We start from the raw sequence: 14,614 nt of genomic DNA on the forward strand, positions 1-14,614 counted from the left end.
TTTCGCAACCTGACTTTAATTGTAAAAATCCATTATTAATAAGTACATTTCATGGCAACCATTAAAAATACTGTCTGGCTGTGGAAGGTTCTTAAAATTACTATCTAGCCGTCCCAAACCTCGGTCAATCCTTTATAAAAAGACGGCAGGATTCACAGAAATTGAAAATTTCATGAAGCGATTTTTATTACATACTCCATTCAATATTTATCATTTTGAAACAGACAAATGGCAGCACCCTCTTCACAATCATACCTATTTTGAAATTATCTTTATTCTCAAAGGAAGAGGAGTACATCATCTCAATGACAACAGCTTTGACTATGAGCAGGGGGATACTTTTCTTTTAGGACCAGAGGATTATCACACCTTCGACATAATCGAATTGACTGAGTTCTGTTTTATAAGATTTAATGAGCCCTTTAGCAAAATACTCAGTATTGGGGATGAATCTTCATCTAAAAATATCATAGACACCTTGCTCCATAGCCCTAGGCAAAGCCGTGGCTCCCTAATAAAGGTAACAGGATAAAATAAAGCTGATGAGCCTACTTAGTGTGCTCGAGAGTGAGTATGAAAACCACCATTCGCCGTATTATGAGATAGTCCGTGACAGCTTGATGAGAAGCATATTGATTATTCTTGGCAGGAAACTCAGGCTATCCGAAAGCGCAGACCAGGTTTCTTCCCATTCGGATTCGGTGAAATTTATATTGATGTATATAAAGAAAAATATTTATTTTCCTTCCCGTTTGAGCATTTCAGCGCTCTCGGAGAGATTTAATCTATCCCCTAATTACATTAGCATTTTTTTTAAAAAACAGGTAGGTCAATCAATCAAGCAGTATATCTCTAACTATAGATTCGGACTTATCGAAGCCAGGCTAACCTTCAGTAAACTTTCCTTAAGCGAAATTGCCCACGAATTTAACTTTACTGACGAGAGTCATTTTTGCAGACAGTTTAAGAGATATATTGGAGTAACACCTACGGAATTCAGGAAAGGCAATAATTCATAATCCAAGAGAATTAAATAGCTAAAAAAGTAGAACCTTCAATTTCACCGCCTGTTAGTATTGTCAAACATTTCTCCGTTGACTTTGCCTTGTTACGAGCCAAAATGAAAATCGTAGGGAATGATTTGGCGACTTGACTTGCTTGAACATTATCAAATCAGGTTTTAAAAAAGCGCTTATAACGCTCTTAGCAAATAAAAAAGCAGTGGAATTTATCCACTGCCTTCGATTATTGGTACAATAAACAGATCCATCAGGTGTTTATTGCAACACAAGTTAAAAGAGCAAGTGACAGCTTAGTCTAAAAGCTCTTTCATCCCAAAAGCGTTTAATACTTTTGCGTATTCGACTTCTACAGCCTCGTTGGCGGCCTGTACAATTTTTCCTGTAGATGGATCTACGACTGTTCTCAATGGTCTTTTTCCTTGTGGTAAATTTATCAGGTTTACTACTGCATCAGCGACATCCTGAGGGTCTGGTTTTACAGTTTCAAACATTTGGTCACGGGCACTGCCCATTTTGTTTGGAACTTCTGCTATCGCGCTATAACCGTCAACTACTGAGGTATCCGACCCAAACTGAATCTTTTGAGCCATTTCTGTAGGAAACGCACCTGGCTGGATAATGGCTACATCAATGCCTAATGGCCGAACTTCATAATGCAAACCTTCACTCAAACCTTCTAAACCGAACTTAGAAGCTGCGTATACCGCTGAAAAAGGAGCTGAGAATCTTCCCCATCCACTAGAAACATTGATGATTAAACCTTCTGATTTTTTACGCATAAACGGTAATGCCAATTTCATCAATCTCCAAGGAGCGTTGACATTTACATCAAACATCCATTTAACATCCTCAGTGGTGAAACTTTCAGCGACACCAAACATCGCTGAACCTGCATTGTTAACCAACACATCAATTGTTCCCTCTTTTGCGATTATTGTGTCAATAGCGTTTTTCACACTTTCTTCATCCGTTAAGGAAACATCAAGAACAGTGATATTTTCTACCTCTGCCAAGGCTTTTGCTTTATCGGCATTTTTTCCCTTGGTATCTCTCATAGTAGCGTAAACACTATGTCCTAAAGCTGCTACAGAATGGGCTGTAAGCCATCCAAACCCACTATTTGTTCCAGTAATTAATACGGTTTTTTTGCTCATTTTCTAAATTGTTATACTAAAATTCATTTTACAATACTGACTATCCTTCTTCAGTATGATGCAAATTTAATTGGTTACTCTAGCGGTCTTATTATCAAAATCCACTGTAGAATGACCAGAATCTTAAATGATATGATCTTAGATAATAATGCAACAGATAAACTATAATTGTATCATACACGACTATCATCTTGCTATGTAATTCAAACTTTGGCGGGTTCTTATGGAGCTGAGAAACTACATCAAATCGACAAGAATAAGCGCTTGGAGCATTTTGGAGAGTTCACTTTCCGATTACGTGAAGTTTTAATTGATGCCAAAACAATCAACTTTAGTCATGCCGTCCGGATTGCTCTTATACATTGCTACCTGCTGGCTTATCCTAATTAAAAATTTGAATTTCGTCTATTAGAAATATGGAAAATGAAACTATCCGAAGCTTTTATAAATCTTAAAAATTTGAAATGACGAATGATTTGGGAGATTTTAAAGTGGCAACTATTTGAAATTTGTCTAGTTGTTGTATAGAGCCTATTCCTTTTAGCAGACCAAATTTCTATAAAGAAGTATCTTAAAGGGTAGATGTAAGATTCGTTTTGCTAACAAAATTTATGAAGTACATAAACAGGCACTTCTATTTGCAAATGCTTTAATCCCATATAACTGGGTCCCTCTTGAAGGCAATCATGAGAGCCAATTATTGTGTATTTTCACCCAAGTTTTTTCACCATTTTGGGTATGTTACCGCTTATTCCGCTTTTCAGACAGGCAATATATTATAGAACTAAATGATAATCAATTGGAGAGATTAAAATGGTGTTAGAGAAGATGTTTAGAGAGTATGCAACTGACTACGCCTCATTAATATGATTTGCTTCGAAATTTGGTTTTTGAAGTGTTGCATTTTCTTATGAAACAGCCTCACCTCATATAAATTTTAAATCAAATACGACTACAAGTCGCATGATTACAGAAGATTTTTTAGCATTGTTAGAAAGCCAATTGCCAATAGAGACTAAAGAATAAAAGCTACTGTTGGCCTCCCTTAGAGAATCCGCCAATAGTTAAGTAAGATTTACTGGGGCATGAACGCATCGATACTACGATGATCTATATTCAAAGCCTGACGTGACTTCTACCGACTGGATCGGCTCTACCTGTCCAGAAAGTGCAAGCACGGTTTGAAGTGGCACAGGTGCTCAGACAACACTGGACAGAGGTGAAAAGCCATCCGTAGATCCACGGATGGCTACTTCGGAATATATCGGCACTCCACTTTATTGGATTTACTATCTATATGTTTTCTACCTTGGTCTAAACTAATGTCAATTGAAAGATAGTTACTGTTAGTACCGCATTGCCAAAGCAACAAAATTATTCCCCATTATTTCTTCATCCTCAGTGCCCTTTTCCACCAAGGTAACTGTGCTTCCTCATGGTAACCGTAAGAATTATTTCCATAGCCATAGCCATATCCGTATCCGTATCCATAACCATACCCCTTATCTATATGAACATCATTCAGTATTCCATAAATTTTCGTTACCCCACCTTTTTCTACTAGGTTATTCAGAATCTGGGTATTTCCCTTCATGGAATACCCCTGACGGAATACGAAGAAACTGATATCGGCATAGCCAAAAAGCTCTTTGGTCTCCGATACCAACCCTACTGGAGGGCAGTCAAATATTACCACGTCGTAGGCTCTTTTGATTTCTTTGACAATTTCACTAAACTTATCCTGAAGCAATAGCTCCGCCGGGTTTGGAGGAATAGGACCTGAAAGAATCACATCCATGTTATCGTAATCTGTTTTCTTGACTACCTCTTGCCAAGGAATGTTGGAACTGAGACAGGTACTCATCCCCTTATCATTGGTCATACCAAAGTCCTCTGCGATCTTTGGCTTGCGAAGATCAAGTCCCACCAGTAAGGTCTTCTTACCCATCAGGGAATAAACGGAGGCTACATTGATCGATACAAAAGTCTTTCCCTCGCCTGAAATTGAGGAAGTAAAGAGGATGGTCAGATTATCCCTATGTGGACTTAGGTAAGACATATCCGCGCGAAGGGAGCGGAAAGATTCCGTCACCGAAGATCTGGGATTATTCATTACCGGAACGTTATCCTCAGAGGCATTTCGCCCTATCATACCTATCAAAGGCACCTTAATTTGATTTTCTAGCTCCTTTGGATCTTCTATTTTAGTATTCAGGAAATCCTTGATTGTAATAAAACCTATCGGCAAAATCAGTCCCAGAATCAAACCTATGAGTAAATTAAGACTTCTCTTTGGGGCAACAGGGGCCTGGCCTGCTTTGGCAAAATCCAAAATTGAGTTCTTAGGCATATTGGAAGCCTTGGTGATCTCAGCCTCCGCTTTCTTCTCCTGAAGGTATACGAATATATTCTGGTTGAAATTAAACTGACGCTGCATACCCAAGAGATCCCTCTCCGTTTTAGGCATAGTATTGATATCCGATTCTATCCGTCGTATGCGGGCATTGATATCAGCCAATACCGTTTCTGTATTACTTCTGGCCAAGTTTACATTCTCTTTTAACTGCTTTTTTGTATTGGCGATCCTGGTGGAATTTTCACGCACCATTGGAGCTTCATCCGTAAAATTGGATTTTATGCGGATCTGCTCTGCCTGCAGCTCTGCCAAAGCATTTACCAGAGAATTCAACAAGGGATCAGTAACACCTATAATAGAAGGAGCAACTAATTCACCGCCCTCATTATTTTCCAGATAAGAATTTAGGTTCTCATAATATTTCAGACTCATCTCCGTCTCTCCCTTTTGCCTATCCAAGTCCTGTAATCGTTGAAAAATTACAGATCCCTCCTCATTAAGATTAAATACATTGTTATCCGAGCGGTACTTCTGAAGCTTATCCTCAGAATCCTCCAACGACTGGGAAATCCCACTTAGCTGCTGATCTATAAAGCGTATAGTGCTTTCTGATGCCCTGTTTTTCTCCTTTAGCTCCCGGTTGAGATACATCTCCATTAACTTATTGATGTAATCCTCCCCCAGTCTTCTGACAGGCGTCTGTAGATTTAAGGTAAGTATGGAAGCCTGTTTATTTAATGGAGACACAGAGAGTTCCCCTTTGTAGATAAGTGCTAATGTAGGGGTATCCGTCAATTTAAAAAGGACTTTATCCCCGGGGTTGGCATAGATGGAATTGACCTTAAAGGATAAGCCTTCTTCCTCAATTTGCTCCCCAAAACTGTATACAGCTTTCTTTAACGCTACGGTATTTAACCCCGATTTATAGAAGGGGTCCTCAGGATTAAACACGCTAAAGCCTTCATCCTCAATTTTCAGTTCGAAGGAATCTTCATTCAGCACCTCTATGCTAAACATTCCTCCCACCCACTGGGGCTGCTTCCAATCTACACTAACGATAATGGGTAGTTTATCATAGAGTTGGGTGGTAGAAAGAAACCCCTCATGAAAATACTGCACATTCAGGTTCAAAGCTGAAATGGTCTCCTCTGCAAGGGAATAGGATTTGAGTATACCTATTTCATTTTCTATATTGCTTTTACCCTGCATTGAAAATCCTGCTGATTCGAATAAGTCCGTACCCAGACTGGCCTTATCATCTTCTACCAATATGCTGGACTGTACACTGTAGATATTGGTAGCATAGCGGTTAAATAGAAAAGCAGAGACCAATCCTGCCAACATAAAAGCCAATATGATTGGCCAGTATTGTAAGTAATTAAATAATAGTACTTTCAGATCTATTTCATCCTCCTTCTGCACCATAAAAGGATTGGGCCCGGCATTGGGAGTGGTTGGAGTATTCGGGTACATATAAATGCTTATTTAATTAGATTCAGGATCAGGGCTAGGGCAGTGACTGCAGAGATAACCAAGGCAAGGGATTGTGCCGCATTCTCCCCTGCTCCCACTTCCCTTACCTTCATAGGCTCTGCATAGAGTTGATCATTGGGCTGTATAAAATAAAAGGGGGATTCCACTACCTGCCTATCTATCAGATTAATTCTATGTAGTCTTGTCCCATCAGGATACTGACGTATCAAAAGAATCTCGTCCCGCTTAGCCACTGTACTCAGATCCCCTGCATTGGCGATGGCTTCAAAGATGGTCATCCTGTCCTGCAGAACCACAAACTTACCAGGTGTTCTGAATTCCCCCAAAGCTGCGTAACGAATCCCACCTAACTTTACTTTAACATAGAGTTCCGTGGTAACGTACACTCTCAGCTTTTCTTCTATCAGAATTCTGGCTTCCTCCAGACTTTTATCCTTCACATTCACCTCTCCCACTATAGGTAAGCGTATATTCCCGTTGACGTCCACAGTATATCCCGTCATGTAGTAAATATCCCCTCCGGACTGACTGGCAACATTTCCCATCTGACTAGAACCTCCTACAGCTTTATTATTAAAGCCGTTCTCAACCATATCATCCACAGTCTGCACATTCACATCTATGATATCGTTGTATTGAAGCTTGTACTCGGGTATTTCGTAAGTAATCAACTCCCCGTCTTCTATGGGCGTATTTCCCTCCAGATTCTGAAGGTAGATGATCTTCTCATTTGATATACAGCCAAAAGCTAAAAGAAAAGTAAGGGACAATATCACTCCCCTTGACAAGTACTTCATATATGCATTTTTTAATATTTCTATAGAAATCTGCGCAAACTTAAACATTTAACGGTAAATATTGATTTTTTTTAACAGATTGGCAAAATCTGAATTGATTTCAATAATCAACGTCATAATTTATATTATTTAAGACATTTATTCTACAGTAATTGTCTGGCCTTTTCCAGATCTTCTGCGGTATCTATTGCCACAGTCTGATGCTCTGTCTGTACCATGCGGATTCTATACCCATTTTCCAAGAGCCTTAGCTGCTCCAGCATTTCTATGGATTCCAGCTCGCTCTTTGGCAGACTAGTAAAAGAACTAAGTACTTCTCTCCTGTATGCATAAATGCCCACATGCTTCCAGTAGGATCCATTATCTGACTTGTCCCTGTTATATGGTATGATGGATCTAGAAAAATAAAGGGCATCTCCCCAGAGATCTACTACTACTTTCACCAGATTTGGATTTTCTGCTTCTGCAGCTGTAATCCGGGTTTTCAATGAGGCTACATCCACTCTTTTATCTTCAAAAACATTCACAAGATCCATTAAAGATTTTCTGTCCTGAAAGGGCTCATCTCCCTGCACGTTGACGATGATCTCAGCATCCACGGAATCCAGTGCCTCAGCAATTCTATCAGACCCACTCTGATGTTCAATCCTGCTAAGAAACACTGTACCCCCTATATCTTCAATCTGCTTTTTGATCTCCAAGTGATCAGTAACTACCCACACTTCATCAAAGACCCCGGCGTCCACTGTACTTAAATAGGTACGCTGGATAACAGATCTGCCTCCTAAATCTTGAACTAGCTTGGAAGGTAGTCTGGTGGATGCATACCTGGCGGGAATCAATGCTGCAGCTTTTGGCATAGTCTAAAGAGGGGGTATTGATTGGCTTTGGTTCTTTTTTAATAGGTAAATAAATAGAATTATCTGCAATCTTACCAGCAACCAAAATTTCTTTACTTGCCAAAACAGCAGACCGAAGAAGGGCGAATACTAATGATATGGCAGGACAGGCTAATACGGGCTAAATTTCCGAGTTACTCAAATCCTAAAATACTTTTGGCTCTTGATGGGTAACAATGCGAATTTACCTACCACTAACTTTTCTTTCTGGAATTTACGGGCTTCAAATAATCCTAATGTACTTCCTTAAATGATCGGTCTCCTGTCATCACAGCAGTATACTTTTACTTTACCTGGAATACCTTTATCAGTTTCCGGAAAAAGCTCGGCTGGCTTTTTTTAATCTTCTTCTTTTTGGACTCTAAGTCATCACCGTAGTAATTGTACATGTATTTATTGTTTTGGGAATACAAGTAGGTGTTCCCGTAACCATAATTATAACCTTCGTAGTGGTAGCCTGAATTGACAATGCCATTAAATACTCCATACACATTCTTTACCTGCTTGTTATTGAATAAGTCATTGATCATCACCAAATGGTCCTTCATGGTGTAATTCTGCCTTACCACATACAGATTGATATCGAATAATCTCATCAGATCTATGGTCTCGGACACCAATCCCATGGGTGGAGTATCAAAAATCACCACATCAAATTTTGATTCAAGGTAATCTAGAAATTCTGTCAATTTTGCAGTCTGTAGAAGCTCCGCAGGATTGGGAGGGATAATACCGGAAGGCACAAACCATAGGTTTTCATTCGTAGTGGGCAGGATGATTTCGTCTGCGCCTACCTTGCCTATCAGATACGTGGATAAGCCTACCCGGTCCGATTGATCAAAATAAGATGCCAGCTTGGGTCTCCTCAAGTCACCTCCGACTACAACTGTCTTCTTAGACCCTAAAGCCATCGCAGAAGCAAGATTCAGGGAAGTAAAGGTCTTCCCTTCTCCCGATACGGAGGAAGTCACTAGGATCTTTTTAGTGTTTTTTCCGCTAGCCAGATAGGTGATAGCGGAGCGCAGAGACCTAAAGGATTCCGCCACAGCCGACTTGGGAAAATCTAGAACTACCTTATTGGTATCCTTTTGGCTAAAACCAACTATACCCAGCTGTGGAATCATAAAGTGCTTTTTCAGATCACGCTGATCCTTGATGGTATCATCAAAAATATCCCGAATCACTACAAATCCGAATGGCAGCAAAAATCCCAACACAATAGCCAAACCATAGTTCTGCTGCTTCTTTGGGAAGATCAGCGTTCCCTTGCGGGCAGCATCCAAAATGGCATTATCAGACACATTGGAAGCCATAGCAATGCCTGCCTCTGCACGCTTCTCCAACAAATAGGTATATAAGGATTCCCTAAGTTTGAATTCCCTGAAAATCCCTGAATATTCTGATTCGGATTCGGGAAGAGTAGAAAACTCCGCGTCATAAAACCGTATATCTCGCTGTATACTATTCTTTTTTTGCTTGGTATTCTCTATCAGATTGACCACATTTTCGAAGAGCGCATCCTGCACCTTGTCCATTTGTACATCAATCTTCTGAACCTCTGGATGATTTTCATTCACTGTGGCTAGCAATTTTCTTCTATCCTGAGAAAGTGTTACCAAGGTTTGAATAAGCCCATTTAACAAAGGATCGGGAACACCAATTACAGATGGTGCTATTACATCCGAAAAATCTTTGCTCTTTTTCTCCATGTAAGAGCGAATCTGTTCAAAATACTCCAACTGGTAATCAATCTCTGAATTCATCTCATCCAAATTATTCATCTTACCAAGAATATTTGTGAATTCTGCCGACACATCCAGCAACTTGTTATCTACCTTGAAATCCTGTAATTCCCGCTCTTTTTGCTGCAGTGAATCTTCCAAAAAGCCCAATTGCTCCTCGATAAAAGCCAATGTGTTCTCCTGTATTTTATTCTTTTCGTTTAGATCGTAGTCTATATAGGATTCCATAAGCGCATTGATGTAATCCCTTCCTTTTTCCACGACCTTGGTAGTGGTACTCAGCCGAAGCACAGAACTGTATTCATTCTGTAAACTCACCTGAATGGATTTTGCATAATTGTCCTCCAACGTACTGGGATTCCTCAACTTAAACACCAATTGCTCATTGATCCTACCGGGATTCACCAGGTGCACCACAAACTTTGATTTGGAGGTTTCTATCTCCTCCCCGAATGAGTAAGTCTTGTTGTAAATGGATTCGTCTCCTGCTGCCATCGCAGAATTAAAATCCATCAACCCAGGTTCCTCCTGAGCCAATCTAAATGTCTTCTCGGAAAGTATTTCCAATTGAACAGGCACTTCTGAAACCTGAAAATGAGTCCAATCCACCTCTACATATATAGGAGATCTATCGTATAGCTCAACTGCTTTAATATTTGTTTTTGCAAAATACTCCACATCGAAGTGAAGTTTTTTCAATGCTTCATGGGCCAATCCTTTGGATTTCAATCGGAGAATATCGTTTTCAAGATTCAGTCCGGTGGAAAAAATATTGGATCTATCCAGAATACGTGCTTCGGGAGAAGTGTTGGTCTTGATGACCATGGAGCCGGATACCTCGTACTCATCCACCGTATAGCGGTGGAAAAGGAAAGTAGCAATGAGAAACAGGATAATAAAAAGTAGATACCAGGGCCAATAGCGGATATACTTGGCCATCACATACCTGATTTCCAGTGCCTTCTCCTCGTTGTCTAGCTGGCTTAAATCTAATTTCTCCATATTACCTAGTTACCTGTTACTAAGTTAATAATTAAGAGCGTGGATGCCAGTAAACCTGCAAATAGTGCAAGCGAAGCAGTTAAGTTATCAGCATTACCAAACTGCCTGATGTTCATAGGTTCAAGATATAAAATATCATTTGGCTGGATGAAGTAGAATGGACTAGCCAGTAAAGCCCGGTCGTTTAGATTGATCTGGTGAATCTTGGTTCCACCATCGTATTGACGTACGATAAACAGTTTATTTTTCTTCCCCAGAATGGTGGTTTCCCCTGAGTTAGCCAAGGCATCGAAAATGGTTGCCCTATTCTTATAGATCACATTGACTCCCACAGAATTAAACTCTCCAAGAGTGGTATATCTAATCCCGGCTATCCTTAGCTTGACATAAATTTCATTTTTGAAAAACTTATTGATTTCCACCTGAACTTTATTTTTTGCCTCTTCCTCGTTTAGCCCAGCGATTTTTATTTTTCCCAGCTTCGGCACCTCCACATTTCCTTCCTGGTCAATAGAATATCCCCTGAAGTACAAAGGATCTGAACCACCCCCGCCTCCACCGCTGCTGCCCACTCCACCAATATTCTGCGAATTTTGAAAAGAAAAGGCTTCAATCAACTCTGGATCGCTGGTAGCAAAATCAATCTCCACTATATCAAAAGGCTGTAATATGTATCTGTAATCTACCTCAGCAAAAGGAATAAATTCATCCAGCTCAATCGGGGTATTTTCCGGTAGATTTTGCAGATAAGTAATTCGCTTATTACTGATACAACTTGACATAAGAAACACCAAAAAGGCGAAAAACAGGATTTTATTCATACAGGAAGCACAGATTTAGCTTGGCTCAAATATATTAAAAATACTTTAGGACAAGGGTTTGCTTGTTAATTATCCATTTTCAAAGGTCAAGTTCATTGAGAGTGTTCCGCCATCAACAAGTAGAGATGATTTCCCGAAACTCTAAGGCTTATTTCATTTAGAAAGAAATTAGTGAGGCAATATTAGACTTTCGCTAACTTTTCGTGTCTCGCAAATCTTCTTATCTTCATCCTATGCAAATCAGAAAGGCCGTTGCTGAAGACCTCCCGGCAATAATCTGCTTACTAAAAGCTTCATTGGGGGAAAGTATGATCCCAAAGTCAGAGCAACTTTGGAAATGGAAGCATGAGGACAATCCTTTCGGAAAGTCGCCGGTACTCGTAGCTGATGACAAGGGAATTATCTGTGGAGTGCGGGTTTTTCTACGATGGGAATTCCGACAGGGTGAGTCAGTAATCAAAGCTTGTAGAGCTGTAGATACGGCTATACATCCAGACTATCAGGGCAAGGGTATTTTTAAAAGCCTTACACTTTCGCTGATCGAAGAATTAAAAGCTGAAGGTGTTGATCTTATTTACAATACGCCGAATACTGAAAGCATGCCAGGATATTTAAAGATGGGATGGGAGAAATGGGGGAAATTGCCATTGAAAATGCACTTCAATCTTAACGTGGGGAAAAGTAAAAATCTTATCCAAGTTAGTGATTGGAAAAGCATAGAGGGTCTGATCAGAAAAGTCGAATGCAGCAATTCTAATTCCGAGCAGATTCAGACAAATCCAGTCCCGGGCTATCTCCATTGGAGATATTGCAATTGTCCACTTTTTCCTTACCATTATATCAGTGACAAGGAAACTTACCTCCTAATTTATAGAATCAAAGAAGGGCAGCTTGGTAAAGAACTTAGAATTGTGGACTTCTACGAACTTCCAGGATTTGGGATCAATGAGAAAAAGCAATTGAATATTCGACTAAAAACTATTCAAAAAATTCAAAAGGTCAGGTTCACTTCCTTTTCAGGCTTAAGAATACACAAAAATTCACCCATTAAACTTGGGATTTCGCCAGTGCTCTCTATAGGTCCTGAAGTAACTCTGAGAAAAGTGTCTTCAGTAGGAGATCCTGTTAAAATGCCATGGGCTTGGAGTTTAGGTGATTTGGAGGTTTTTTAATTCTCTCCGCTAAAAGACCGCAAACTGCATTTTATCTTCCTTCATACTAATAACAGATAATTACCCTATCAGTTGCCCCTACTCTCAGGCCTTAAAAGATTCTGAATAAGAAAACAACATTATAAAAGTTATATAAAGCTTCAAAAGTCTTCATTAAAGAAACAGATGCATTAATTTCGAATGACGATAAGAACTATAGAATTTTGAAGTAGTAGCATGACTGGAAAACAAATTATAAAGTTGGCAGCTATCCTTGGTGCGCTTGCAGTTGGAATTGGAGCCTTCGGAGCTCATGGATTAAAGGCAGTACTTGCTGAAACTGGTAGAGTCGATACTTTTGAAACTGGGGTTAAGTACCATTTTTACCATTCCCTATCCATTTTCCTAATTGGCATTTTAGCCATAATAAAACCCGATTGGAAACAACTAAGAACTGCAGCAATCTTAATGGCAGTTGGGATTCTCATTTTCTCAGGTTCACTGTATATGCTATCCCTGACTGGTATCACGTGGCTAGGAGCGATTACCCCGCTAGGTGGAGTGGCCTTTATAGCTGGCTGGGTATTGGTATTTTTAGCAGCTTCAAAAAAATAAGTATGCGTAAACTGCTCATTTTACTACTGCTTACAGTAAGCTTTTATTCACGTGTTTTTGCCCAACTCAATCGGGATCAATACTTAAAACTGGAATCAGCCTTAGGTGATGGAAGTTTTTTCAGTGGGCATTTGACAGGTTTTATGCTGTATGATTTGGACTCACAGACGGTGCTTTATGAGAAAAACAGTCATCAACGATTTATTCCAGCTTCCACTACCAAGCTGCTTACACTCTTTTCTTCACTGATTGTTCTAAACGACAGCACACAAACTTTGCGCTACGTCACAGAAGGAAATACTATAAAAATATGGGGGTCAGGGGATCCAAGTTGGAAATATAAAACCCTTTATCAACCGGATTTTCAAGCTTTTTTGGCTCCCTATGAGCATGTGATTTTTTCAGATGCCAATATGATGTCTCCGGCTTTTGGATATGGTTGGCAATGGGATGATTATTATTACAATTACTCAGCTGAGAGAACTTCATTGCCTATTTATGGTAATCTGGTTCAGGTGAAAAAAGTGGGCAATGCTCCTACTGTTTTCCCTCCAAGTTTTCAGCCTGATGTATTTCCTACAAACCGCTCGATTCGGGAACTGGAGCGGGACTTCCACAGTAATAAATTCTATTACAATCCCAACAACTTCAGAGCCCGGGAAGAATTTATCCCCTTCATCACTTCACCGGACCTTTTTATCAAACTGGCAGCTGATGTGATCAACAAGGACTGGAGCTACCAAGCGGACAGTTTACCTGCAATTCATCAAGAATGGAGAGGGGCACCACTTTTTCCTATTTTGAAGGAAATGATGTTGGAGAGTGACAATTTCCTTGCAGAGCAATTAATGCTGATGGTTTCGGATAGACTTTTCCAGCGATTGGATACTGAACGGGCGATAGAATACATGCTCAAAACCTACCTTTATGACCTGCCGGACAAACCTCAATGGGTTGATGGATCCGGCCTGAGCAGACATGACTTAATTACTCCCCGCACGATGGTAGCCCTGTTTGAAAAGATATACCGAATGGTTCCTGATCATCAGCTTTTTGAACTATTACCTATAGGTGGTAAATCAGGTACTTTGGAAAACAGCTACAAAGCAGAGCAACCCTACATTTTTGCAAAGACCGGTACGATGTCCAATAACCATAGCCTTGTCGGACTTATCAGGGGAAAAAGTGGCCGCTACTATAGCTTTGCTTTTATGAACTCAAACTACCCATGGAAAGCTTCTGAGGTGAGAAGGGAAATGGAAAAAGTGATGGTGATAATCAGAGATATGATTTGATTTACGATTTACGATTTACGATTTACGATTTACGGAAAAGCGCTGTAGGGAATTGGACAGTTTTTAGGTCTTATTTTCTTTTTGTTTTTTTGTCAATTGAAAAACAAAAAACTTTTTTATAAATATCCTTTTTCTTACCAATAGCTAATGAGAAAAGAGTGTGAAGTTCCTCTAGCCTACTATTGAAAGTGGACTGTCATCTGTTGATGATTATCCGGGACTTTCTAGATTCATTCTTTAACAACTGGCATCATAGCGGATGATTA

11 protein-coding genes are annotated in these 14,614 nt (G+C 39.8%); 5 read left to right on the top strand and 6 right to left on the bottom strand.

The annotated features are described in order from the left end of the window. Positions 1-172: 172 nt before the first annotated feature. Together AACZ73_RS15540 and AACZ73_RS15545 are read left to right on the top strand one after the other, a co-directional pair. Positions 173-532: an AraC family ligand binding domain-containing protein gene (locus AACZ73_RS15540; protein WP_339879233.1), complete on the top strand. Its 360-nt coding sequence runs from the start codon at positions 173-175 to the stop codon at positions 530-532. A gap of 10 nt (positions 533-542) precedes the next feature. Next, the gene (locus AACZ73_RS15545; protein WP_339879234.1) at positions 543-1,019 is read left to right on the top strand and encodes an AraC family transcriptional regulator; all 477 of its coding nucleotides are present in this window, start codon (positions 543-545) and stop codon (positions 1,017-1,019) included. A 293-nt stretch (positions 1,020-1,312) separates the two neighbouring features. Here AACZ73_RS15545 and AACZ73_RS15550 read toward each other — a convergent pair whose 3' ends face one another. The 6 genes from AACZ73_RS15550 to AACZ73_RS15575 all read right to left on the bottom strand — a co-directional run bounded on the left by AACZ73_RS15550 (position 1,313) and on the right by AACZ73_RS15575 (position 11,287). Further along, positions 1,313-2,176, bottom strand: a complete 864-nt coding sequence (locus tag AACZ73_RS15550; RefSeq protein WP_339879236.1) for an SDR family oxidoreductase — start codon at positions 2,174-2,176, stop codon at positions 1,313-1,315. Positions 2,177-3,560: 1,384 nt separating this feature from the next. Next, positions 3,561-6,005, bottom strand: a complete 2,445-nt coding sequence (locus tag AACZ73_RS15555; protein WP_339879238.1) for a polysaccharide biosynthesis tyrosine autokinase — start codon at positions 6,003-6,005, stop codon at positions 3,561-3,563. 8 nt (positions 6,006-6,013) lie between these two features. Then, positions 6,014-6,823: a polysaccharide biosynthesis/export family protein gene (locus AACZ73_RS15560; protein ID WP_339879239.1), complete on the bottom strand. Its 810-nt coding sequence runs from the start codon at positions 6,821-6,823 to the stop codon at positions 6,014-6,016. A gap of 143 nt (positions 6,824-6,966) precedes the next feature. After that, on the bottom strand, positions 6,967-7,683 hold the full coding sequence (gene kdsB / locus AACZ73_RS15565; RefSeq protein ID WP_339879241.1) for a 3-deoxy-manno-octulosonate cytidylyltransferase: 717 nt from the start codon (positions 7,681-7,683) through the stop codon (positions 6,967-6,969). A 323-nt stretch (positions 7,684-8,006) separates the two neighbouring features. Then, complete coding sequence (locus AACZ73_RS15570) at positions 8,007-10,466, bottom strand: polysaccharide biosynthesis tyrosine autokinase (protein ID WP_339879243.1); 2,460 nt, start codon at positions 10,464-10,466, stop codon at positions 8,007-8,009. A gap of 5 nt (positions 10,467-10,471) precedes the next feature. Continuing rightward, on the bottom strand, positions 10,472-11,287 hold the full coding sequence (locus tag AACZ73_RS15575) for a polysaccharide biosynthesis/export family protein (protein ID WP_339879245.1): 816 nt from the start codon (positions 11,285-11,287) through the stop codon (positions 10,472-10,474). Positions 11,288-11,520: 233 nt separating this feature from the next. Here AACZ73_RS15575 and AACZ73_RS15580 point away from each other — a divergent pair, with 233 nt between their 5' ends. The 3 genes from AACZ73_RS15580 to AACZ73_RS15590 all read left to right on the top strand — a co-directional run bounded on the left by AACZ73_RS15580 (position 11,521) and on the right by AACZ73_RS15590 (position 14,348). Further along, positions 11,521-12,459, top strand: a complete 939-nt coding sequence (locus tag AACZ73_RS15580; protein WP_339879246.1) for a GNAT family N-acetyltransferase — start codon at positions 11,521-11,523, stop codon at positions 12,457-12,459. Between the two features lie 216 nt (positions 12,460-12,675). After that, the gene (locus AACZ73_RS15585; RefSeq protein ID WP_339879248.1) at positions 12,676-13,053 is read left to right on the top strand and encodes a DUF423 domain-containing protein; all 378 of its coding nucleotides are present in this window, start codon (positions 12,676-12,678) and stop codon (positions 13,051-13,053) included. 2 nt (positions 13,054-13,055) lie between these two features. Then, positions 13,056-14,348 (top strand): D-alanyl-D-alanine carboxypeptidase, encoded by a 1,293-nt coding sequence (locus AACZ73_RS15590; protein ID WP_339879250.1) that lies wholly within the window; start codon positions 13,056-13,058, stop codon positions 14,346-14,348. Positions 14,349-14,614 lie beyond the last annotated feature (266 nt).

Origin of the sequence: uncultured Algoriphagus sp., assembly GCF_963974835.1 — a bacterium.
GTDB lineage: Bacteria > Bacteroidota > Bacteroidia > Cytophagales > Cyclobacteriaceae > Algoriphagus.

Excerpts from the sequence above, each read along its gene's own strand:
- AACZ73_RS15575 (WP_339879245.1), bottom strand. The coding sequence starts at position 11,287 with ATGAATAAAATCCTGTTTTTCGCCTTTTTGGTGTTTCTTATGTCAAGT.
- AACZ73_RS15590 (WP_339879250.1), top strand. The coding sequence starts at position 13,056 with ATGCGTAAACTGCTCATTTTACTACTGCTTACAGTAAGCTTTTATTCA.
- AACZ73_RS15570 (WP_339879243.1), bottom strand. The coding sequence starts at position 10,466 with ATGGAGAAATTAGATTTAAGCCAGCTAGACAACGAGGAGAAGGCACTG.
- AACZ73_RS15580 (WP_339879246.1), top strand. The coding sequence starts at position 11,521 with ATGCAAATCAGAAAGGCCGTTGCTGAAGACCTCCCGGCAATAATCTGC.
- AACZ73_RS15545 (WP_339879234.1), top strand. The coding sequence starts at position 543 with ATGAGCCTACTTAGTGTGCTCGAGAGTGAGTATGAAAACCACCATTCG.
- AACZ73_RS15560 (WP_339879239.1), bottom strand. The coding sequence starts at position 6,823 with ATGAAGTACTTGTCAAGGGGAGTGATATTGTCCCTTACTTTTCTTTTA.
- AACZ73_RS15555 (WP_339879238.1), bottom strand. The coding sequence starts at position 6,005 with ATGTACCCGAATACTCCAACCACTCCCAATGCCGGGCCCAATCCTTTT.
- kdsB (WP_339879241.1), bottom strand. The coding sequence starts at position 7,683 with ATGCCAAAAGCTGCAGCATTGATTCCCGCCAGGTATGCATCCACCAGA.
- AACZ73_RS15550 (WP_339879236.1), bottom strand. The coding sequence starts at position 2,176 with ATGAGCAAAAAAACCGTATTAATTACTGGAACAAATAGTGGGTTTGGA.
- AACZ73_RS15585 (WP_339879248.1), top strand. The coding sequence starts at position 12,676 with ATGACTGGAAAACAAATTATAAAGTTGGCAGCTATCCTTGGTGCGCTT.
- AACZ73_RS15540 (WP_339879233.1), top strand. The coding sequence starts at position 173 with ATGAAGCGATTTTTATTACATACTCCATTCAATATTTATCATTTTGAA.